Source organism: Alloprevotella sp. oral taxon 473 str. F0040, from assembly GCF_000318095.2.
Taxonomy (GTDB): domain Bacteria; phylum Bacteroidota; class Bacteroidia; order Bacteroidales; family Bacteroidaceae; genus Alloprevotella.
Map to the genome: position 1 here is coordinate 280,549 of NZ_KB290716.1, position 23,220 is coordinate 303,768.

The 23,220-nt window shown below is 47.6% G+C and carries 13 protein-coding genes and 1 tRNA gene; 5 read left to right on the top strand and 9 right to left on the bottom strand.

The genetic code is table 11. The features are described 5' to 3' along the window. Positions 1-1,326: 1,326 nt before the first annotated feature. The 5 genes from HMPREF9999_RS05280 to rsmA form a co-directional block, all read right to left on the bottom strand. Positions 1,327-3,966 (bottom strand): BamA/TamA family outer membrane protein, encoded by a 2,640-nt coding sequence (locus HMPREF9999_RS05280; RefSeq protein ID WP_009437429.1) that lies wholly within the window; start codon positions 3,964-3,966, stop codon positions 1,327-1,329. A gap of 60 nt (positions 3,967-4,026) precedes the next feature. Further along, positions 4,027-8,652: a translocation/assembly module TamB domain-containing protein gene (locus HMPREF9999_RS05285; RefSeq protein WP_009437430.1), complete on the bottom strand. Its 4,626-nt coding sequence runs from the start codon at positions 8,650-8,652 to the stop codon at positions 4,027-4,029. A gap of 102 nt (positions 8,653-8,754) precedes the next feature. After that, positions 8,755-10,116, bottom strand: a complete 1,362-nt coding sequence (locus HMPREF9999_RS05290) for a dipeptidase (RefSeq protein WP_009437431.1) — start codon at positions 10,114-10,116, stop codon at positions 8,755-8,757. Positions 10,117-10,143: 27 nt separating this feature from the next. Next, positions 10,144-10,566, bottom strand: a complete 423-nt coding sequence (locus HMPREF9999_RS05295; protein ID WP_009437432.1) for a DUF1934 domain-containing protein — start codon at positions 10,564-10,566, stop codon at positions 10,144-10,146. Positions 10,567-10,785: 219 nt separating this feature from the next. Beyond that, the gene (gene rsmA, locus HMPREF9999_RS05300) at positions 10,786-11,604 is read right to left on the bottom strand and encodes a 16S rRNA (adenine(1518)-N(6)/adenine(1519)-N(6))-dimethyltransferase RsmA (protein WP_009437433.1); all 819 of its coding nucleotides are present in this window, start codon (positions 11,602-11,604) and stop codon (positions 10,786-10,788) included. Positions 11,605-11,768: 164 nt separating this feature from the next. Between rsmA and HMPREF9999_RS05305 the strand changes: the two genes are divergently transcribed. The 5 genes from HMPREF9999_RS05305 (at position 11,769) to dprA (ending at position 17,919) form a co-directional block, all read left to right on the top strand. Next, positions 11,769-12,746, top strand: coding sequence for a lysylphosphatidylglycerol synthase transmembrane domain-containing protein (locus HMPREF9999_RS05305; protein ID WP_009437434.1), 978 nt, complete (start codon positions 11,769-11,771; stop codon positions 12,744-12,746). Positions 12,747-12,802: 56 nt separating this feature from the next. Next, a complete protein-coding gene (locus tag HMPREF9999_RS05310; protein WP_009437435.1) occupies positions 12,803-14,263 on the top strand; it encodes an aminoacyl-histidine dipeptidase in 1,461 nt (486 codons plus the stop codon). 210 nt (positions 14,264-14,473) lie between these two features. Then, the gene (locus tag HMPREF9999_RS05315; protein ID WP_009437437.1) at positions 14,474-15,808 is read left to right on the top strand and encodes a glucose-6-phosphate isomerase; all 1,335 of its coding nucleotides are present in this window, start codon (positions 14,474-14,476) and stop codon (positions 15,806-15,808) included. A gap of 100 nt (positions 15,809-15,908) precedes the next feature. Further along, on the top strand, positions 15,909-16,742 hold the full coding sequence (locus HMPREF9999_RS05320; protein ID WP_009437438.1) for an HAD family hydrolase: 834 nt from the start codon (positions 15,909-15,911) through the stop codon (positions 16,740-16,742). A 64-nt stretch (positions 16,743-16,806) separates the two neighbouring features. Continuing rightward, positions 16,807-17,919 (top strand): DNA-processing protein DprA, encoded by a 1,113-nt coding sequence (dprA, locus tag HMPREF9999_RS05325; protein ID WP_052316482.1) that lies wholly within the window; start codon positions 16,807-16,809, stop codon positions 17,917-17,919. 1,171 nt (positions 17,920-19,090) lie between these two features. On the opposite strand, the gene HMPREF9999_RS05330 is transcribed toward dprA, so the two are convergent. From HMPREF9999_RS05330 to HMPREF9999_RS05345, 4 genes are all read right to left on the bottom strand, one after another. Continuing rightward, a complete protein-coding gene (locus HMPREF9999_RS05330) occupies positions 19,091-20,293 on the bottom strand; it encodes a hypothetical protein (protein WP_009437443.1) in 1,203 nt (400 codons plus the stop codon). Between the two features lie 2 nt (positions 20,294-20,295). Beyond that, positions 20,296-22,104 carry a hypothetical protein gene (locus tag HMPREF9999_RS05335; protein WP_009437444.1) on the bottom strand — a complete coding sequence of 603 codons (1,809 nt, stop codon included), beginning with the start codon at positions 22,102-22,104 and terminating at the stop codon, positions 20,296-20,298. Positions 22,105-22,379: 275 nt separating this feature from the next. Then, positions 22,380-22,453 (bottom strand) — tRNA-His (locus HMPREF9999_RS05340). A 148-nt stretch (positions 22,454-22,601) separates the two neighbouring features. Then, positions 22,602-23,171: a DUF4738 domain-containing protein gene (locus HMPREF9999_RS05345; protein WP_009437447.1), complete on the bottom strand. Its 570-nt coding sequence runs from the start codon at positions 23,169-23,171 to the stop codon at positions 22,602-22,604. Positions 23,172-23,220 lie beyond the last annotated feature (49 nt).

Below are 23,220 nucleotides of genomic sequence, written 5' to 3' on the forward strand. Positions count from 1 at the left end.
ACATAACGCTCGCTCCCTAGCGTTTCGAGACTAACTTGTTGAATTTTGGCTCTATCCAGCAATTTAATGACCTGACCATAGACTGGCTGTCCGGTAAAATATGTACTTTTAATCATGTTACTAGTGTTTTTTTTGCAACTGGGAAAGCAACAAAACAGCCTGAAATCCTGCAAGAGGATTTGAACCTTATATTTTAACCCAAAAACTTTTATCGGACAGCAATACTTGTTTTTATATTGCGTTTACCACCACCTCCCTCATGGGGAAGTGGCGTTTTTTCGTGTTCTCAGATAATTGGTGAGCAAAGTCCTCAGAAGATAGGGCGCACAATTCAAACTCATCAGCTTTCATGCTACAGAGCATTCCGCAAGGGTAAGAGTTTTCTTAGGTTTTTCCCATCCCTCACGCGCGAGCGTGCGCGCGCACTACAGCAATTTTGCACTTTTTGCTTTCACAACCTTCACAGAAAATCCTTGTAAAGTATTGAATGACTACACATTAAGAGGGATTTTTAGGGCGAGAATCTCACTCTTTCGGCAAAACAGAAGAAAAGCTGTGGAAAAAGGCTCATAAAATAACAAGAAAAACCTGGAGAGTTTTCTAAAAAGAAGCCGATAAACTCAGAAAAAGCTACGAGTAAATTGAGAGAAAGTCTGAGAAATATAGAAGAACCTCCGAGTGTTTGGGGGATATCTCGGACGTTTCTAAAAGAAACTCCGACATTGGAGCTAAAACATCGGAGATTTTATTCGTGCACTCGAAGAAGTACGAAGCGACGAGTGCATCACTGCACTACACGGAACAAAAACCGCCTTTCAAACTATCACTTTTTCCTCACGAAAATCCCCTCATCAGCAGGCAAGGTGTGAAGGTTGTGAAAGCAAAAAATGCTAAATCCCAGGGAAGGCGCGCGTGTCACACGCGCGTGAGGAAAAAGCTCCAACGAAGGGGTGCAGAACTGGAGTGAAAGCGACCTTGCCTTTCATCCGACATAGCTTGTGCCCTACCCTCTAAACCCAAATCGGTCATTAGACCGTTATAGTGCAATTCGTTATAGAGAAGATAACTTCCTGCCATCTTCTCAACAATCCAATGAAATCTGTTCAGTATCTAATGACCACTTTGGGATTAATACTGGAAGAGAATGTGCAAGTCACAAGCAGAATCACGTAATTTTGTTAATCAGACAAAGCAATTTCACCTACAACAAAAGAAAAAACTGCACTTTTTCCTCTATTTTTCATTCTTTGCCTCATTATGAACCCATATATAGATAGGGGGGCAAGATTAAAGAATAGTAGAAAAAGTGCAGTAAGCAGGTTTTCCTTAGAACGGATAGCCGATGGCGAAGTGGAACGCTAGGCTTTCACGAAACGAGTTCATGTTGTAGAATCCGCTACGTTGAGTCTGATATGGAGCGTGAAGCCCGATGCCGAGGTCGAATCGAAGCACGAGGAATTGCATGTCATAGCGCAGTCCTACCCCCGTGCCAACCGCTACTCGGCGAAGATTAGAGAGATTGAGCTCCGACTGCGGACGTTGTGCATCGGGACGCATCAACCACACATTTCCTGCATCGAGGAATATGGCTCCGTGTAGGGATCCAAACAAATGAGCACGGAGTTCTGCGTTGGCCTCTAGTTTGAAATCACCTGTTTGGTCGATGTACGAATAGTTGGTGTGCGGGGCATTGTATCCACCAGGCCCGATGGTGCGCACACCAAAGGCACGAACACTGTTGGCACCTCCTACATAGAATTGATCACCAAAGGGAGCGCGCGTGCTATTGCCATAAGAGTAGACCGCACCAGCAAAGGCTCTCGTGGCCACTGAGAAACGATCGGTGATGCGATGCGTGTAGTGCATTTCGGCAGTGGCCTTGACAAACTGAGCAAAGGGAGAACCGAGCATCTCTTTATCAGTTTGACTAAAAGGTTTGCCCGCAAGAGCGTAGAGTCCTGAGGTGACGTTACCCGCTTCCTTCACAAAAAGCTGTAACCAGAAAGGGTGTCGCACCGATGCTGGCGAACTGTAGGTGAAGAGATAGCTGATAGAGGGTACAAACTGATTGCGCATGGAGATGTAAAGCGCAGGGTTGGCACGCGTGATAGAGTCGAAGACGGCGGTCTTGTTGAGCGTACTGTTGTATTCGATGGTGATGGGTGACAGTTCGTGACGTGTATTAGAAGAACGTGACCATTTATAGGTCATGTTTCCTCCGAAGGTGACGAACTGGAAGAAACTAGAACGATTGCGCCAATCGGCATTGAGCGCAAAGGTGGTTGTCCCATTGAGAGGGAGCACATCACTGAGGCGCAATGGGGCTGGCAGACCATTGGCAGCTGCTTCGGCACGAGCCAGTTTGAGCGCACGACGTGCGCGACGTCCCATCGCAGATGGATTGAACCAAGGCATCATGAGTCGAGGAAACTTGAAGCTCAACTGAGTTCCCAATTCAAAACTATTATTGTTGCTAGAAGCCCCTTTACCAATTTGCCATTCGTAGCTCCCGAAGATTTTCCAAGCCACCGTTTCGGCTCCACGAAAAGCATTGAGACGAGAGAGTTCGTAGCTGATACCAGGGCCGGCCTGGTCATTGCTCTTGAGCGTGGCATTCATCTCAAGCCCGGACTCAAATGGATAGCCCAATGTGGCGTTGATGCGCATGTCGAGCGTGTCGCAGGTGGCAGTGGTGTCGCGGGGATAATACTCAATGTCCAATGACGAGAAAAGACCTAAAGCATAGAGTTGCTCTTGCGTGGATTTTTGATCATAGAGTGCGAAGCGTTCTCCTTCAATGTGGGAGACAGAACGGCGCCACAGTCCTGAACGCAAGGGTATCTTTTTCCCAGGGAAGAAATAGGTGTAGCCTTCACGCTTGAGTTGCCCAGTGAGTGGACTATCTTGGTTGTCGCGAATCACTACGTAGGTGTGACCCATGTGCCATGGACGGCGCGTGTTGGCTGCACGATTAGGATTAGGTTGCACACGCAAGTCCACATATCCCGTTTGGCGCACGGTGTCCGCCTGAAAAGTGGTGGTGGCTGCCGTGTAAAAATAGTAGCCATTGTTGCGCATCAATGATTCGATGCGCGATTGCTCCCCAGAAAGCTGTGCAATGCTGAAGGGATTGCCTCTGCGCAAGAGTGACTTGTGGCGAGTGCGGGACAATAGCGAATCAGCTACGGGGTCAAAGTGCCGATATTCTATAGAATCGAGATAGAAAAGCAAGCCTGGTGTGACATCGTAGGATAGTTTGGCTTTGAGAGGGTTACTGCTGGTCAAGACGTTATAGTCTACTTTCCCACGCAAATAACCATAGTTGCGCAATGTGGTTGCGGCTACTTTAGTACGCATTTGAGGAGCCACTGTCGAAATGAGGACAGGAGGTTCGGCAAAGGCCTTAAATAACCATTTTCCCACCCATGTTTCTGCATCGACGAAGGTGTTATAAGCCCATAAACCAGGTTTCCACGGACTCACATATTTGGACGAGCCAAAGAGAGATCCATTGGGTGCATAGGCAAGCACTGCTTCTACCTCAGTGCGCATGGCTTCAAGGTTTTCTTTAGCTTGTGACTCTTTGTGTTCTAGCAGTTTGCGCTCAGCAGTATTCAGCGATTTTCTGTCGCGTTGCTCCAACTCTGCGACAGAAGGCTGAGCCTTTGTCGCTCCATTTACCGCACGATCTATAGCTTCCACCGCATTAGCAATGGAAGTGATGACTCCAGCACTGTCTGCCGTGGCCTTCGACGGTTGTCCACGCTTGGCTTTGGCAGAAGGAAGATGGTAGGTCACGCTTTTGATGCCCGTGTAGAGCTGTTCTCCCTCTGGAACTTTTTCGGTGAGGGAACAGGCATGCAACACCAAGATCACCAAACAAAGCGGTGTCATGGCTTTCGTGGCGCGCCAGACGAACTGGGGGGCGCGATGAAGACTGAGGAGTATAGAAGAGATTCGCATCATGAGCGATAATAATCTAGTTGAATATAGAATAAGCAAGATGGGGACACACCACTAACGAGCTCATTGTGCAGAGGTGTTTTGTGGTTTGACTATGGGCGACGTCTTGCGCGGTTTGAAGAGGAAGAGATCTACAAGTCTATTGGATTTGCGGCGCATCACTAGACCTACTCCCGTCTTCATTAGTTGTCCTTCCAGTGGATCTCGGCTATCGCGATCATAGAAGAGGCGCACATAGCGAGTGCTGTTGGGATCGAGACGATACTCTAGCGAGATATTATCAATCACAGACTCGGCAGTGTTGGTTTGATCAGCTCCAGAGGAGACTTTACCACCGATGACCACTCGCATGCGATTGTTCAAGAAACGCTTGGAGAACTGGAACGAATAGTCGGTGGTGGAAGCACCAGAGGCACTGACCCCATTCTCCATGCCGAACGACAGGTCTATCGTCGAGAGGGCTTTACCAGCGATATTCTGGATTTCGCTTTGCAAGAAGGCATTGAGCGCATTGGAGGCCTTAAAGCCACCTACGGACAGGTTGTCGTCGGTGATGTACATGCCCGTGGCGAGCAAAGCCACTGCGGCTTTGCCACGCTCCTCGGTGGTCATAGAAGCCAACTGATTTTTGATGGTCAAATCTTCAGGGGCTTCGATGATAAACTCTAAGCCCATGTCTTCAAGTGTACGCGAGATTTTCACACCAGCTTCGAAGTTGACAGCACGCTGATGGTCATTCTCGGTGACGATGCTTTTCAAACGCTCCGTTGCTGTGATGTTGAGGGTAGGATTCATCATCTTACCTGTAAACTCTACATAAGAGCCAGGTGCGAGGGTGAAGGTGCGCAGGGGGATAACGGGCAACTCATAGTTCATCTTGCCTTCATTGAGCGTGAGACGACCAGTGATTCGCATCTCTCCTTCTGGAGGCATGCGCAATTCTAGATTTCCTTCGCCCGAAACATCAACGTAGCTATCACCATTGGGGGTGAGGAAGCATTGGAATCGTGCTCCTTGACGTAGACGAATGGTAAGAGCGACATTCAAGCTCGAATTATTCTGCTGTTGCACAGGAGCTACAGCAGTGAGGGTGTCGGAGAAGTCTGTGAAAGTGACCAAGTCTGAAATATCACTGCCACTGCTGATGGGAGAATTGGTGAGCAGATAGGTCACATCGGTCTGATCTAAGACGGTGAGCAGACCTCGCACGGTCATCTTAGAGGGCGTGCCATAGATATTGGCTGCAAAGTTGGTGAGAACTTTGCCATAGACCAACGACTCACGCTTACGCTTCGTGTCGATGACGGGGAAGTTTTTCGCAATCATGTCGATATTGAGGAACACCGCTTCTGGACGTTCCATGTTGATAACTCCAGACATTTTAAGCGGACTTCCATCGGCAGTAGTGAGGGCAAAGTCTTTCAGTTGGATCAAGGAGTTGTGAATCTCCACGGGTTGGGAGGCTAGTGTGAGATCGACTCCATAGACATGGCTATAAAGATGGGCTTTATCAAAAGTGAGCGTGCCATTGACCACTGGTTTATCGGCCGTACCGACAATGGTCAGCTCTCCATTGAGTGCACCTTTCATCTTGGTTTGTGTACCTTCGAGGAAGGCATCCATCATGCTGAGAGGTAGCGACTTGAGCTTTACATTACCAGCAAAAGAACCTTCACCTTTCGCATAATAAGTGCCTGAGGCCTCAGCGACTTCAGTACCATTAAACGTGATGAATACATCGGCTTTGTGATCACCATCTTTCGTGGGTTGATAGGATAATTCGGCTCCTAGATTTCCCATCTCGACTCCTTGATAGGCAAACTTACGCGCCTCGGCCATACCCACAGCAGAGAATTGTTTGTCCTGCTCAACGATGTGGAAATCGGCATTGAGTATACCACTCACAGGAGGTAGATAGGGCATCACGCTAGCTAGTTCGCCGAGATTGAGACGATTGATTTCTACAGAAATATCGTTATTATAGATACTATCGGGTTCTTCAGCATGCAGCATCAGAGAGGTGCCATCATCTGCCAACAAACTGACGTTGGCTTTCAAACGGCGATCATCGCCCCAGAACACGAAGTTATCGGGATTGATGATGAACTCACGATAGGCCACTATGGCTTTCTCTGGGGTGAGATGGACACGCGTACCACCTTCTGCCATTTCTACCTGAGCACCCAGTTGGAGTCCTTTTTTATTATTAGCATCGGTGAAAGTAACCTCGGCTTTAACACCATGCTCTAAAAGGCTACTCTGCAGAGTTGCCGTGAAAGGATTGGGATTTTTGCGCTTGTCATTGTGGACGGTTGCAGAAAAATGCAAACGATCTTCTATATGCTGTAGTGTTCCGTGGATGGTGTCGATGACGAGAGCTCCATGTTTGAGTTGTCCCACAGCAAGGTGACCATTGACTCCTTCTCGAGCATTGGCATCTAGATGGAGCTTAAAGGTGGAAACTTCGTAATGAAGATAGCGCAAAAGATTGCTGATGATATTATTGTGACCACCCACTACATGAAGAGCCATGTTGGGAAGCTGCTTTCTCAAAGACAACTGATCAATGCTGCGGTGCTTCAATTGAGCTTGCACCACCTTCGCCAGTTCTCCTCCCTTTTTGCCTATCTGTTCTAAGCCTCCTCGAGCGGAGAAGTCGAGGAGCATGTCGCCAGAATAGGCCTGCAACGTTGTGGTGTCAGGCTGAGAACGGAATTTGAAATCTATGTCGCGAGCTAAAATGGCGCGCTCTGGAGCAATCAGACGAAGGTGGCGCATGGATCCTTTAGCCATCATGCGCTTCATATCGGGGGTTGCTTCAAAATTACCCTTAAAGCTAGCACCAAATGTAAGGGTGTCTTCCATGCCAGTGAGACGGCGCAGGTCGAGCTTGTCAAGTTGGACATCTACAGCTGCGGCATAGCGGCGATTGAGTTGAGCGTCTATGCTGCCACGTCCTTCGATAAGGGGGTTATGTGCAGAAAAGTCCACCAAAGCGTGGGTGCCGCGGAGTGAACCTTTCAAGCGGATACCATCGAGGGGATAGCGATCATAACGGAAACAGCGAATGTCTGCTGTGGCCTGAAGATTGGTGCGCATGGCTAGTGGCGCAAATCCTTGTCCGTGCACGCCGAAACTTCCTGTAAAGGGACTGAGAGGTTGATCCTTTATGAAATGATGCAGGGGGAAATTGCGCACATCGACTTCTGCATCGTAACGCTCTGTATCGGTATTGACCGAGGCACGTGCATTGATTTGACCTTGCGCGTGCTGGAAGGTGGCATTGGTGCGATAGTTGGCACCATTGAATTGTAGATGTCCTAAAGCAGAAAGTCCATCAGGAAGATGGAAAGTCTGGGCTAAATCGGGGGGGAGCAACGGACGGATGCGCTGAGAGGACTGTGAATTGAGGGAGAAGTGGAAAGCTCCGCTGCGGTTTTTCTCCATGGCATTACGCACAAACCCATCTGCTGCTATACGCGCCAAACCTGCCACTCCCATAGTAGCTCGCTGCACGGCAAGATGGCGCATATTGCCTTCAGCATCGAGCTGCATTTCGATGGGGTTGCCTCCCAATAGTTTCCGACTCATATCGGCTATTTGTCGATGTTGTGCCGTAGATATGTGCGGTTTCATAGCCGAGAGCACGTCTATCATACCTACACTGGCTTGAGCCTTGAGTGAGAAACGTCCCTTTCCAGCAGGTCGGAAAGCAGAGAAATCGGCTACGAGTGAGGCGGTGAGTTGAGAATTAGGGGTTGCCACACGCAGATTGGGAAGACTTACCCATGTGGTGTCTCCTTCTATTTTACCTCCTAAATGTGTCAAATAGAGGTCATGTTGTCCTTCTCGCAACGAAAGATGCTGCACATTGGCCAAAAAACGTCCTTGTGCATCGTAGCTCACTCCGCTAGCTTTGAGGTCTATCCCTGTAAGATCAAAAAGTGCATCGGCTGGCAATGGACGGCGCGTCATGTTCATGCTGGCTGTTCCTTGAGAGAGGGTGAGAGATTGCACACGATAGTCTTTCTTTCCCAGGTCGAAATGTCCCTTTGCCATGCGAGCATCCTGCAAAGAAACTGCTAGATGAGAACTATCTCCAGGCATGGATAAGGCTACCCTGCTCCGCTGTATATGAAGATCTTGCAAATCAACCACCCAAACCACAGGCTTGGAGGCTGTATCTTTTTGGGCTGTATCAGCAAGCGCAACGGTGAGATCCGCTCCATCTAAATGAGCACGATTGAGCGTGAAGATGCTTTGCTTCCAGTCTACTCCTTTTGCCTCGGCAGAAAAAGACTGGATGCGACCTTTCACTCCCACATCGGGGATGAGGGTCTTGGAGTTGATGCGCGCACCTTTCAAACCAAACCCTTCGACATCGGCTCGTCCATCTAGCAACGGCCAAAAAGCCACATCGAGATGCAAGTGGTCAGTCGCAAGAAGAGTGTCATTTTCACGATCTTGCGCAATCATGCCTTGTACATCTAAATTGAGGAAGGGAGTAAGTCGCACTTCATCCACTTTGACCTTCACTCCCATGGATTCCTCCAGAGAGCTAGACACACGTTCCACAGCCCACCGCTGCACGGGAGGAAGATAGAGTGCAAGGATGGGCAACAATATCAAGCCCAACAAGATGGCCAGGATAATGCCTAAGAATTTCAGTGTTTTTCGAGGAGAAATCATTAACGATATACGCAATTTGAGTTTTTAGTGTTGGGAAGAATCTAGCGCAACGAAGGAGGAAGCTCCTCACGAAAAGGGGCATCCTCCTTGCTGCAAACATGATTAGCCTTTGTAGTGGAGGTGGAAACCTGCCACGGCTGCAATGGCTTTACGGAAAATGTCGAGACTGAAGTTTTCATTGGGAGAGTGAATGGCGTTGCTCTCAAGTCCGAAGCCCATCAAGATGGTTTTCACTCCGAGCACGCGCTCAAACTCGCTGATGATAGGGATACTTCCACCACGGCGCACAGCAAGTGGTCGCTTGCCAAAGGCTTCGGTGAACCCTTCTTCTGCTGCTTTATAAGCGGGAAGTGTGATGGGGCAAACATAACCTTCGCCACCGTGCATGGGAGTCACTTTGATTTTCACCGATTTAGGTGCAAGACTTTCCACATAATCAATGAAGAGCTGTTGGATTTTCTCGTGCTTTTGGTGAGGAACCAAACGACAACTCACCTTGGCATAGGCTTTGGAAGGCAGCACTGTTTTGGAACCTTCTCCTTGGTAACCGCTCCACATGCCACAGATGTCGAAGCTAGGACGACAAGCATTGCGTTCGATGGTAGAATATCCCTTTTCACCACGCACTTCTGCTACATCGATAGACTTTTTATAGGCTTCTTCATCAAAAGGTATGGAAGCAATCATAGTGCGCTCTTCGGCTGAAAGTTCTTCTACATCGTCGTAGAATCCAGGAATGGTGATGCGTCCATCCTCATCCACCATCTTGGCAAGAAGTTCGCAGAGCACGAGGGCTGGATTGGCAACAGCTCCTCCGAAGTGTCCGGAGTGCAGGTCACGATTAGGGCCAGTGACTTCGATTTGCCAGTAGGCTAAGCCACGAAGTCCCGTGGTGAGTGAAGGAAGATTGGCAGCCAACATGGAGGTATCGCTCACCAAAATGATGTCGCTACGCAGGAGATCGCGATGCGCCTCCAAGAACCCCACGAGAGAGGGGCTACCGATTTCTTCTTCTCCCTCAAGAATAAACTTGACATTATGGCGCAAGAGGTCGTGCTTCACCAGATATTCAAAGGCTTTTACCTGCGTGAACGACTGTCCTTTGTCATCATCGGCTCCGCGTGCCCAAATGTGGCCATCGCGAATCTCGGGTTCAAAGGGATCGGAGTGCCAAAGTTCAAGAGGTTCGGCAGGCATCACGTCATAGTGTCCATACACCAACACCGTAGGAGCTGAAGGGTCTACGATTTTCTCACCATAAACAAAAGGGTTTCCCTCGGCAGGAATCACCTGTACGTTTTCTGCCCCCGCTTCGGTGAGTAATTCTTGCCAACGAACAGCACAACGCTCTATGTCGCCTTTGCGTTCGGGATGTGCACTGATGCTGGGAATGCGGATGAGCGAGAAAAGTTCTTCGAGAAACCGCGGTTCATTGGCGGCGATATATTCTTGTATCGTAGTCATAAGAGAGAATATTTAGGTTATGATGGACTATTTCGTGGGAAGGGGCGACCAAGTCAGGGTCAATTCATTGGTGGTGACGAGACTTCCAGAGAGGTAAAGTTCATAATGCACCTGCACTTCTGCCTGCGCTTCCGTCACTTCTTGATGTAAGAAGGTGGTTTGTGTAGACATGGCAAACTCCCCTTGTGGAGTCTTGTATATACTCTCCAAAAGATCGCCCACTCGAAAGAGGAGTCGCGACTTCGTGTCGCCATCTCTCGATACTGACACCCATAGATCTGCGCCTTGGATCGCAGTTTGTCCGTGATTCTCTGCATCAGTGTAACGCACCGACCAAGTGCCGTTCTCACGAAGCGCAGCCATAGCGCGACCTTCGTAGCGAATCTCATCGTGCTCGCCCTCGGTGTTGGTGGTGCGCAAAATAGTTTTGAGAAAAACGGGATAAATCATATTTGTTATTGGGAAAAAACAGCCTAATTGAAAATAAACTGCTCTTCTTTCGAGCTTAAATCACTCTATTTTTTTTATGATAAACTGCTCAACTTATTTTATTGAAGCGACAACAGCTGCTGCTATTGAACGAGAGTCTACAATAGTCTACAATCAAGATAAACGAGAGTCTACCGTCAAGACATTAGTAGCTTGTAAAAAGCACAGAATCTCTACCTCCTATCGCGCCATTTCAGCGGCAATATCGTTGGTCAACTGCACAAACTCCGCAACAGAAAGTTGCTCAGGACGTTTCGTCAAAAGTGGTTGTGCGAGAAACTCAGCATGATCGCGGCCGCAGTTACGCTCCGCATTGAGTTGCGCAAAGAGCGGTTTGAGACTTCCGCGCATCATCTTGCGACGTTGATTAAACGCTGTCTTCACCACACGGCGAAGCAAACGCTCATCGCAACCGCAGTCTTCCACATTGTTGCGGGTCATACGCACCACAGCACTCTTTACCTTAGGAGGAGGATTGAACACCCCTGGTTCGACAGTGAAGAGATATTCCACGTCATACCACAACTGCACCAAGACACTCAAAATGCCATACGTCTTATTGCCTGGTTTAGCCGCAAGACGCTCTGCCACTTCTTTCTGAATCATGCCTGTGCAACAAGGGATGAGGTGGCGATAGTCGAGCATTTTGAAGAAAATCTGGCTCGAAATATTATAAGGATAGTTACCAGTGAGCACAAACGAACGACCTTCAAAGACATGTTCGAGGTGCATTTTCAAGAAATCGTCCTCAATGATGCCATCGGCTTCGAGCTGTGGATAAGCCTCTCGAAGGTAAGCCACACTCTCAAAGTCAATCTCAGCCACTTTCACCTCACGTTCTTTCGGCAGAAGGTATTGCGTGAGCACACCCATACCAGGCCCCACTTCAAGAATAGGGAGATCGGGACAAGCATCCACCGTGTCAGCGATGGCACGTGCCACATTCAGGTCTTTCAAAAAATGCTGTCCTAGGAATTTTTTCGGGCGTACTGATTTCATTCTACGAAATAATTTGTATTTTTGCGGTAGCAGGGCAGCTAAACATCATTAGGTTACATCCTCCATCAAGCTCCCTTGTAAAAGCATCGCTGGCGAAATCTTACACAATGATTGTATTATAAGATGCGCTGCTACCGCAAAAATACAAAAAAACTCCGATTCGAGTGAAGCAACTCCTCAACATATTCAAGATTCTATTGCCTTTTGTCTTCAGCATAGGCATATTGTGGTGGATGTACCGCGAACTCGACTGGAAAAGCGTGCTCACAATGCTCCAAGCCACGCACTGGGGATGGATGTTCATCTCACTGCTCTTTGGCATTGTGCCCCTGGTGCTTCGCGCACTGCGCTGGAAGATTGCATTACAGCCACTACAAGAACAGCCCCCCACTCGCATTTGCATTGATGCCATCTTCGTGTCCTATGCAGCGAGCCTTGTCATCCCCCGAGTAGGAGAAATCACTCGTTGTGGCACCTTGAAGAACTATGCGGGCACTTCCTTTTCTAAAGCTCTCGGCACGGTGGTGGCAGAACGTATGATAGATGCCCTCTTGATGCTCCTCATTGCAGTGCTTGCCCTCTGCTTGCAATTGCCACAATTTTTGTCTTTCTTGCAGTCGACAGGTACCAATGCACACGACATCTTGGCGCAATTCACCTCCACAGGCTACATCGTCACAGCCATTTGCATCATTGTCGGCATTGGATTTGCCATCTTCCTACTGGCAAAAGTGCCCTTCTTCCAACGAGGCAAAGACAAGATGCGCGGTTTCCTAGATGGCCTATCCTCACTGCGCCACTTGCGCCAACTTCCACTTTATCTGCTCTATAGCATCGGTATTTGGGTTGGCTATTTTTTACACTTCTATCTTGCCTTTTTTGCTTATGAGAGCACCAGTCACATAGACATCATGGCAGGATTACTCAGCTTCAGCGCAGGCACTTTTGCCGTACTAGTACCCACTCCCAATGGTGCCGGTCCTTGGCACTTCGCCGTAAAGACCATGCTCGTACTTTATGGCGTGGCGCAAGCTCCTGCCGTATTGTTTGCCCTAGTCGTTCATACGATTCAAACTGCTCTTGTCATCCTCATGGGAGCTGTGGGTTGGGCAGACCTTTTCAACCTAAAGAAAACTCTCTAAATCTGAGAGCGCGTTCACACCACACTTCGAACGAACTCTCTTAATACCTATCACTTATGAGCGAAATTCTCAAATTGCAGCCCGAAGCTATCTGGCGCAACTTCCATCTCCTCACCCAAGTGCCTCGCCCTTCTGGACACTTGGAAAAGATTCAACAGTTTCTCCTCCAATGGGCTGCCGAACGCAACATTGAAGCCTCGCTCGATGATGCAGGAAATATCTTGATGTACAAGCCAGCTACGCCTGGCATGGAAGATAGAAAGACCATCACCCTCCAAGGCCACACCGACATGGTGCCCCAAAAGACACCAGACTCTCCCCATAATTTTGAAACCGACCCCATCGAAACATGGATCGATGGAGATTGGGTGCGTGCGCGCAACACTACTTTGGGTGCAGACGACGGTATGGCCATTGCCACCATCATGGCCATCTTCGAAGACGACACCATTCCTCACGGACCGCTCGAAGCCTTCATGACCTCCGACGAAGAAACCACCATGCACGGGGTGACTTACATGAAGGACGGTCTTTTGAAAGGCGACATCCTCATGAACCTTGACAACGAAGTGCATGGTGAATTGATGACCGGTTCAGCAGGTGGTATCAACCTAAGCGCAGAGCTCGAATACCAAGAAGTGGCTCCCGATGCCGAAGATGTAGCTGTGGAAATCGTGATTGGCGGTCTCCGTGGCGGACACTCTGGTTTGGAAATCAACGAAGGTCGTGGAAATGCCAACAAACTCTTGGCACGCATCGTCACAGATGCCATTGCCAACTTTGAAGCTCGTTTGGCTTCTTGGAAAGGCGGCAACATGCGCAACGCCATCCCCCGCGATGCTCATGCAGTGCTCACCCTCCCCAAGGAGAATGTAGCAGAATTGCGCGAAGTGGTGCTCGGAGAATGGCTCACCGACTTGACCGACGAATATGGTCTCATCGAGCCTAACCTCACCCTCCAAGTGAATGAAGTAGCTATACCTGCTGCCATCGTGCCCGAAGCCGTGCAAGACAATTTGGTCAACGCCATCCTCTCTTGCCACAACGGCGTGATGCGTTTCATCCCCCACCTTCCCCGCATCGTAGAAACATCAAGCAACTTGGCAATCATTGAGATTGGCGAAGGCAAAGCCTTCTTCAAAGTTCTCGTGCGCTCTAGTGCCGACTCCATGCGCCAGTATTGCGTAGACACCCTCGAAGCTGGTTTCTCTATGGCTGGCATGAAGGTCACCACCGATGGCGCATACCCCGCATGGCAACCTTCGCCCAAGAGCGAAATCGTGGAACTCATGACCGAGGTTTACAAGGACCTCTTCAACGAAGACCCCAAAGTCACTGTGGTACACGCTGGTTTGGAATGCTCCATCATCCTCACCCACTGCCCTGGCATGGACGTTGTTTCCTTCGGCCCCACTTTGCAGTCGCCCCACACGCCCAACGAGCGTTGCAACATCCCATCTGTGGAAAAATACTGGCGTCTTGTGCTCGAAACACTCAAGCGCGTGCCTAAGAAATAAGCACCTGCACTTCGCGCAGCTTTGCTTTTTATCCCATCGCCCTCTTCAGTCTTCTCGGCTGGAGAGGGCATTTTTTGTGAAATCCTTGGTTGTTTCATAGGGAGTTCGTAATTTTGTTGCAACAAACGAACGTGTGCTTGCGCTGTCGCTCCTTACCTCGTTGAGAGCGGCACATCGACCACGCTCACCCACCTCATAAAATTCATTCAGATGAAATCTATTCGCTTAGAAATCAACAACGCCACTTCTTTCCTCGCCGCTGGTGCACTCGATGAAGTGAGCGCAAACGTACCTGACGCTCAGAAGGCACTTGAAGAACAAACCTGCCCTGGCAATGACTTCCTCGGTTGGATGCACCTTCCCTCAAGCATCACTCCCGAATTCTTGGGAGAAATCAAGGCTTGCGCACAAACTTTGCGCGAAAACTGCGACACCATCGTCGTAGCCGGCATTGGTGGTTCTTACCTCGGTGCACGCGCCGTGATTGAAGCACTCGGCAACCAATTTGAGTGGCTCACCAACGACGGCTCAAATCCCGTGATTCTCTTTGCTGGTAACAACATCGGCGAAGACTATCTCTTCGAACTCTGCGAATATCTCAAAGGCCGCAAATTCGGTGTCATCAACATCTCTAAGAGTGGTACGACCACTGAAACTGCTCTCGCTTTCCGCCTCCTCAAAAAGCAATGCGAAGACCAACGCGGCAAGGAAGTAGCGCGCAAGGTCATCGTTGCCGTTACCGATGCTAAGAAAGGTGCAGCTCGCATCACTGCCAACCAAGAAGGCTACACTTCGTTCATCATCCCCGACAACGTGGGTGGTCGCTTCTCTGTCCTCACTCCCGTAGGTTTGCTCCCCATCGCTTGCGCTGGTTTCGACATCGACGCGCTCGTGCAAGGTGCCACCGACATGGAGAAGGAATGCAGCACCGACGATAACATCGCTACACAATACGCTGCTGTCCGCAACGCCCTCTACCGCGCTGGCAAGAAGATCGAAATCCTCGTCAACTATCAGCCTAAGCTCCACTTCATGAACGAATGGTGGAAGCAACTTTATGGCGAAAGTGAGGGTAAGGATGGCGTAGGCATCTTCCCTGCTGCCGTAGACTTCACCACCGACCTCCACTCCATGGGACAATGGATTCAAGAAGGTGAGCGCAGCATCTTTGAAACGGTGATTTCTGTGGAAAATCCTCGCCACAAAGTGCTCTTCCCCCACGACGAAGAAAACCTCGATGGTCTCAACTTCCTCACGGGTAAGCGTGTGGACGAAGTGAACAAGATGGCTGAACTCGGCACGCTTCTCGCTCACGTAGACGGCGGTGTGCCCAACATGCGTGTGGTGCTTCCCGAACTCAACGAATACTACCTCGGTCAGCTCATCTACTTCTTCGAGCGTGCCTGCGGTGTGAGCGGTCTCTTGCTCGATGTCAATCCTTTCAACCAACCTGGTGTGGAGGCTTACAAGAAGAACATGTTCGCGCTCCTCGGCAAACCCGGTTATGAAGCTGAAACAGAAGCTATCCAAGCTCGTCTGAAATAAGTTTCATTTTCCATCACTATACTGCGACCCCACCGTCCTCCCCAAGAGTGAGGTGGGGTCGCTGCTTTTATCTACTGATTTCTCGCACACGGTTCTTTTCATGTCTTCTATCTACGCTTCAGCCATCGCCCGATATTGGGCGCAACACTCTGATTTCTTAACACAAGCCAAAGCATCTGTATCTCAACTATCGGCTACGAATGTAGACTCCTCTACTACCACCGAAGCATACCCTACTCTCCTCCCTCTCCGCGCCACTCTCTTCGACATGGATGGGGTGCTTTTCGACTCTATGCCTGCCCACGCCAAGTCATGGGCACAGGTTTGTCACGAATTTGGCTTCGACATCGAAGAACAAGAGATTTACATGAACGAAGGGCGCACGGCCTTTACTACCCTCAACGTGTTTACACAACGTCAATTCGGACGTGACACCAACCCAGAAGAAGTGGAACGCGTGTATCAGCGCAAGTGCGAAATTTTCAACGCTTTTCCCACGGCTCCTAAAATACCGGGAGCACAAGAACTGCTCGACCAAATTGCTGCCGATCAACTCACCCGCGTGGTAGTCACAGGTAGCGGACAAGCTAGTTTGCTCGATCGTCTCACGCGACACTATCCTGGCATCTTCGCACCCGAACGCATTGTGTCGTCGATGGATGTGAAGCACGGCAAACCCGATCCTGAACCATATCTCATGGGGTTGGAGAAAGCTGGGGTGCAACCTTGGGAAGCCATCGTGGTGGAAAACGCGCCTCTCGGTGTGCGCGCTGGTGTGGCAGCTGGCATTTTCACCATTGCGGTCAATACGGGTCCACTGCCCGAAAGCGCGCTCTTAGACGAAGGAGCGCATCTCCTCTTCCCCTCTATGCAGGCTCTTGCCGAGGCATGGCCACAACTGCGCCAGCTCTTCGGACTTACGCCCCAAGACTAAACAGCGGCACGAATCAACTTGCCCTTACTCGCCTGTCCTTTCCCTTCTTCTAGCTCCCATGACTATGATACACACCATTGCGCTCTCCCTTTTAGAAGGACTCACCCAAAACAAGACACTCACCTTGTTGCGACAAACCAACGATGCGCAACTTATCTTTGAGCAACCTGATGTGGCTTTGGCTGATTTTGCCCCGAGTTTTCAACAAGAGGTGATACACCTGTTGCGCACCAAAGGGGCAAAGGCGCTGCAGAAGGCGCAAGCGGAATGGGAGTTTTGTCAAGAACACGGCATCCGCCCCATTTCCATCACCGCGAGCGACTATCCGCAACGGCTCAAAGACTGCCCCGATGCGCCTGCGGTGCTCTTCTATCGGGGTTCAGCGGAATGGAATGTTCCTCACGTGCTTTCCGTCGTAGGCACGCGTCGCATCAGCCCTTATGGAAAAGACCTCTGCCGGATGTTTTGCCAAGAACTGGCGCGCTTGTTTCCCGATACGCTTGTGGTTAGCGGACTGGCTTATGGCGTGGATGTGCATGTGCACAAGGCTTGTTTGGAACAACAACTCCCCACCATCGGGGTGTTGGCGCATGGACTGGATCAAATCTATCCTGCGGCTCATCGCAACACAGCCTGCGAAATGTTGAAGAATGGCGGTCTGCTCACGGAGCACCCACGCGGTGTGCGCCCCTTTGCGGGTAATTTCGTCCGCCGCAATCGCATCGTCGCTGGCATGGCAGATGCCACCATCGTCATCGAGAGTGCTGACCATGGCGGTGCCCTCATCACTGCGCGCTTAGCAGGCGAATACAACCGCACGGTGTGTGCCTTCCCTGGGCGAACCACCGACAAGTTTAGCGAAGGTTGCTTGCACCTCATTCGCCAACGTCGCGCGGAGTTGGTCACCTCTGCCACTGATGTTCTCGAACTGCTCAACTGGATCGAACCAGCTCAGCTCGATGCACCAGTGCAACTCGAACTTTTCGCACCTCAACTCACACCCGACCAACAACTGATGGCGCGTGTGCTGCAAGACAACGATGGTTGCACGCTCTCACAACTCATGCTTCACACGGGTTTTGACCTCCCCAAAATCAATACCCTCGTTTTTGAACTCGAGATGCTCAACTGCATTTCGCTCTCCTCTGGTAATTGCTATCGCTGGAAACCTCAATAGCCTTCCCCCTTTCTTCCCTATTTCCTCACCATACCCCCTACTTTATATGGGTACATATCGACCCAAAGAGTGAAAAATCGGCGAAAAAGTGACAAAACTTTTTGAGACACCGCCATTTTTGCAATACCTAGATTATAAAACACATTAATTTCGGCTATTTGTAGATTTCCGACACAAGGCTCCGTAACCTCATCGTTGCGGAGCCTTGTGTATCTTCTCCCTTTTCCCTAAATCTGCTCTACCGCGCATAAGCTACTTTTCGCTCCTGTCTAGAATTTCTAAGTCCCCTTCCTTTTGTCCTGCAAAATCCCTAGTCAGTTTTAATCCCAATCGGTCATTAGATACTGAACGGATTTTATTTGGTTATTGAGCAGATGGTTGATTGTGAGTTTGAAGGCGTAGCGGGCTACGTCGAAAACAAACGAGCAACAAGATGCCAACAAGATAATGAAAAATGGCAGGAAGCGATCTTTTCAATTTCGACTAGCACTATTGCGGTCTAACGACCGATTGGGGTTTAAGCCCTACGCGCGCGTACGTAACAGGGATTTCCATTTTTTTGCTTTCACAACCTTCACAGTACCGCACAAAAACTACCTCGAAAAGCGCTATTTCTAGCGTGTCTTCTTTCCTCCGAAAATCAGGTTTTTTCCTTCCCTTCCAGCACTCAAATACCACACTTTCACGAACATTGTTCCTATTACCCTCATAAACTCCTCACTTACTGCCTCTTATTCTCAATTTTGTGAAGGTTGTGAAAGCAAAAAGTGCCAAATTTCAGGATGTGCGCGTGCGCGCACGCGCGAGAGCCCCATTTTTAACCCTCATTTTGTTGTGAATTTCTCTCCTCGATTCCTTCTCCACTTTCCCTCCCATTTGAGAGCAAAAAATCACAGTTTCCACCTCAAAATACTCCAAATATTTCCTCGTAAATTATTCGATTACCCCAAAAGTTCATTATCATCCACCAAAAACTTTGCTCTCATCAAGCAAAAATACTCTCCCATCAAGCAAAATATTTTCTCCCACAAAACACAAAAAACGTCGGAGATAATTCAAAAAATCTCCAACGTTTTTCAAAAAAAGTCCGACGTTTTTTCGAGATTCTCCCACGTTATTAGAGCATTCTCAAAATAAAACTAGACGAAATATGCGTATTAATACTATCGCATTATAAAGTTAAGCACAAAACAACAGATATACAAGTTGACAAAACCACAGCAATAGAAGTCACATAAATCAAAGTTCTACGCGCTGTCTTCTTTTGTAATTCAATCAAACTATCAAATCGTTCTTGTTGAGCATTAAGTTGTTTGCTAAAATCTTCAGTAGCATCAGAAACTACGCTTTCAAGATTTTCCCTTGCCTCTGCGCTTATTTCAAGAAGTTTATTCTTGGACTTAGCAAACTCACACTCATTATTTTTAGCAATCGACGTAAGACTTTGAGACACATGATTTGACTTTTCATCCAATCTATTCTCATGCGTTGTAATGCTATCTTGTAAACACTTGCATTTTGAATCATAATCAGAAACAATTTGCTGTTCTTTTGCAATGGCTTGCGCCAATATCTGCTCACACTTTTGAGTTGAACTGCTTAATTCGTCCTTTGCATGATTGATATTTCGACGCATTTCCTCGCGTAGTTCTTCCCCTTTCCGTTGATTTTCTTGAAGACAACGACTAATCTCTTTGCTCTTCTCCTCAAACTCTTGAACAAGTTCAGCTTTGAGCTTCTCTGTTTCTTTAAGAAGTTCCTTCTTTCCTTCTATAAAAAAACGATTTTGTTCATTCTCAAGGCTGTCAATTCTTGCTTGAATCTTTTCTACAATATCATCAACACGAGCGTTAATCTTACCTTGCAGCATTCTCAGACGATCTCGAAGAGTATAAGTACGATTCTTTAAGCCTTCTAGCATCTCCACAAAATGCTTATCTTTAATACCACTTTTCTGGATTAGGTTATCAAAAAAGTATCGTATTTCAACATCATTCGTTTCTAAATCATCGAACTTACCATAAATATCAGACTCTATCTTGACAATCATGACAATGAATTCAAGGATTTTGCTTATATGATCATTAACACCAATAAGAGCTTCGCCACAAACTTTAAAACCCTCTGATAGATCCTTATACGTTGTTTTAAATCCTTCCTCGATACTACTTTTATCGATAGTAAGATACCAGTTACGACGTATTTCAATAGATGATGTATCTTTGAGTTTTTCTAGTTTTTTCGCTAGTTCGTCCTCGCCATTTTTAACAGACTGAATCACTGTGCTTAATCTATTCTCTATCTGAGAAACAGACAAGTCTTCAGACTGATTCAAGAGAGGATAATTTCTTTCTTGCAATGTACCTTTATCCATAATTAGAAATCTTCATCATTTACAGAATCATTCTTTAGTTTCTCAAGATTAGCAATGAAATCATCTTGCTGAACTAGAGCTCTTTTGACTTTCTTATTAACAACATTGACTTCACTTTGTTTCTGCACGAAACTTTCATGAGCTATTTTCATTGTTCCAAACTCAACAGCAACCTGCTCATAGGTAGCTTTCATTTTCATATTTACCTCAAGCGAAGAGAGGGTAATCTTTGCAGACTGAATATGAATCAGCTTAGATTGTTGCTGAATTATACGAGTAGATACGCTTGGACTGAAAAATTGAGTTTTGAACCTATCAAACAAAAGCAGAACCAAACCAGAAGTAATACCAGCAAACAGCCCCGCAAAACATTCTGCAATATAAGAAGAGAATGGAATACCTAGGCTCGTGAGCCCTTTATCTATAAGTTCATTGAGACCGAAACCTAAAAGAGCGACAACACCTGCAGTAAGTACTTTTGTAGCTTCATAGAGACGCTCACCAAAAGACACAGATTTGTCAGATTTAAAGATAATCTTAAATGCAGACTTAATGGAACCCCACATTTTTCGGATAATGCGAAGCGTATTCTTGAATGTATTGAAGACAAAATCATTCAACGCTGTGAAAATTTCTGCTATTACATTGCTCTTGAAACTTTCCCACGCTGATTTCAATGTCTGTTTTACTTTATCTTTTATGATTTGCCACGACTGCTTAAACGCTCTCTTAACACGAACAAAGAATTTATCGTCACTATCAGACGAGAATTCTTTGTACATCTCTGAGACAATTGTACCAACAACATCTTTGAGCAAACCTACTAGTACACTCTTACCAACTGAAACCAATGTTGATTTTGCAGCACGCTTTGCACGAATCTTCGCTTCATGCTTTATATATGCAATTTTCTCTTCTGAAATAAATTTATTCAGCTGAGCTTTTGTGGAATCACCATGTAGGTAGCTTGTCATCTCTGAACAATAACCTTTATGACGCGCACCATCATGCACATCACGAGGTACAAGCATCATACCATCAGGTCCTTCATGAATGGTTAGATTATGGTCCTTGCGCCACTTTTGAGCTTCAGCTTTACTTTTGAAACCATAGCGCGACATCAGCTCTGCATCAAATCTATCGAAATTTGTCTTACGCACAAAAGAAGCGGTTTTAGTTCTGTCGAGTTTATCTGGACATTGTGCACGAAATTTTTCCTCCATCTCGCTTACACTATACATAGGAACTACAGGACCTACTTTATAGCTTCTCAAACCAGCAAGAGACTCTAGATTGGCTTGTTTGTTCGTCTTATAGTCTATTGTATTCCCATCTTTTGATAGTGCAGTAATACTCTTAGTGCGTTGCTCATAAGCCATGAGATCACGCTCTAAGGTCTCCTTTCCACAATCAGACATTCCCTGTGTGTGTTGGTTTACATTCTTATCAAAAGGCGTGGTGCGAGCATCAGACATCTTTCTAGACTCTTTTGAAACATTAGGGTCTGCAGAAGGGTGTGATATATCTATATCAGTTTTATCCCACTTTGAGACATCTTGTGGATTGCGCAAGTTCTCATTCTCGACTGCTATGCCCGTCATGCCTTCTAAATAGTCTAAAGCACTCTTCTTAGCACTCTCAAGCACTTCTCTGAACAAGTCTTTTTGTCCTTGAGCTTCTTTTTCTAACTCTAGAATTTCTCGTAAAGCTTGCTCTTCTTCTGCTGACAACATCGTTTTAATGTCGTTCAAATCAGCCTCCGAATATTCCAACTCTATTTCAGGTTGGTAAATAAGTAAATCACTATTCATAAATAATCGAAATCAGATAAAGAAAACATGCGATAACACATGGGATGCTCTTTTTGCATTCCTACTGCAAATATACCAAAAGAGCCAAGAATAGACCTAAGCAAACTAAAAAAACTTATATTTCACACACAAAAGCAGGAAATAAGGATAACGCCTAAGGCTCATTATTATAAAGTACAGAATAATGCTCACGTATTACTTTAAACAATACTAAAGATACAACCAGTACCAAACAAAAAATCCCTCGCAACGGAATGTTGCAAGGGATTTCCTTGGGTGACCGATGGGATTCGAACCCACGACATTCAGAACCACAATCTGACGCTCTAACCAACTGAACTACGGTCACCATGTTGCCCTTTCATCTGAAAGGCGATGCAAAAGTACGGACTTTCTGCGAAACCTCCAAATCTTTTCGGGCTTTTTTTCGCTTTCAACGCTATTTTCCTACGTTTTGGGGCTTTTCCAACTCAAAACACCTTAGAAGTGGGCAAAGACTAGTCGGAAACTTCGTCAGAAGCCGAAGTGTCTTGGTTGGTGTCGCGCTCGATGGATGGGTTGCCTTGAGCACTGAGGGGAAGTGTGAGTTTGTAGATCAAACCGCCTTCGTCATCACCAGGGAGATTGAGTTGCGCACCGAAGTGAAAACCGCGCTCATCGACACTACTAAAGGCGATGCCACCAAGTATCAAGTTCTTAGAAGATGCTACTTCAGGTTGTCCGGCAAAGAGAGCTTTGGTGAAGACTCGCTTGGCAAGGGCTTCTCCATCGCGAGTGATGGTGATGGTGACTTGGTTGTCCAGGAAAGGATCTCCAAATCTGTCTTTCACCTGTGCAAGTGAATCGCCAGGAATGCGCTCCACAAGGATGTGATATTTGTGTCCACTCCACTCCGCATCGGTGGGAATGGTCTGGTTGTCGTCATGTCCTGGACCTTGCTCTTGCGCTAAGGCAATCTGACCTGTATCGACTGACGAACCGTTGTTTTTTTTGTCGTTTTTCCCACCGCAGGCTGCCACTGTGAGGAGGAGTGCGAAGAGAGCTATCACAGAATATTTGTGTTGCATAGTCGTCAACTCATGTTTGATTTAACAGCGAAGATAGTAAATAAATCCA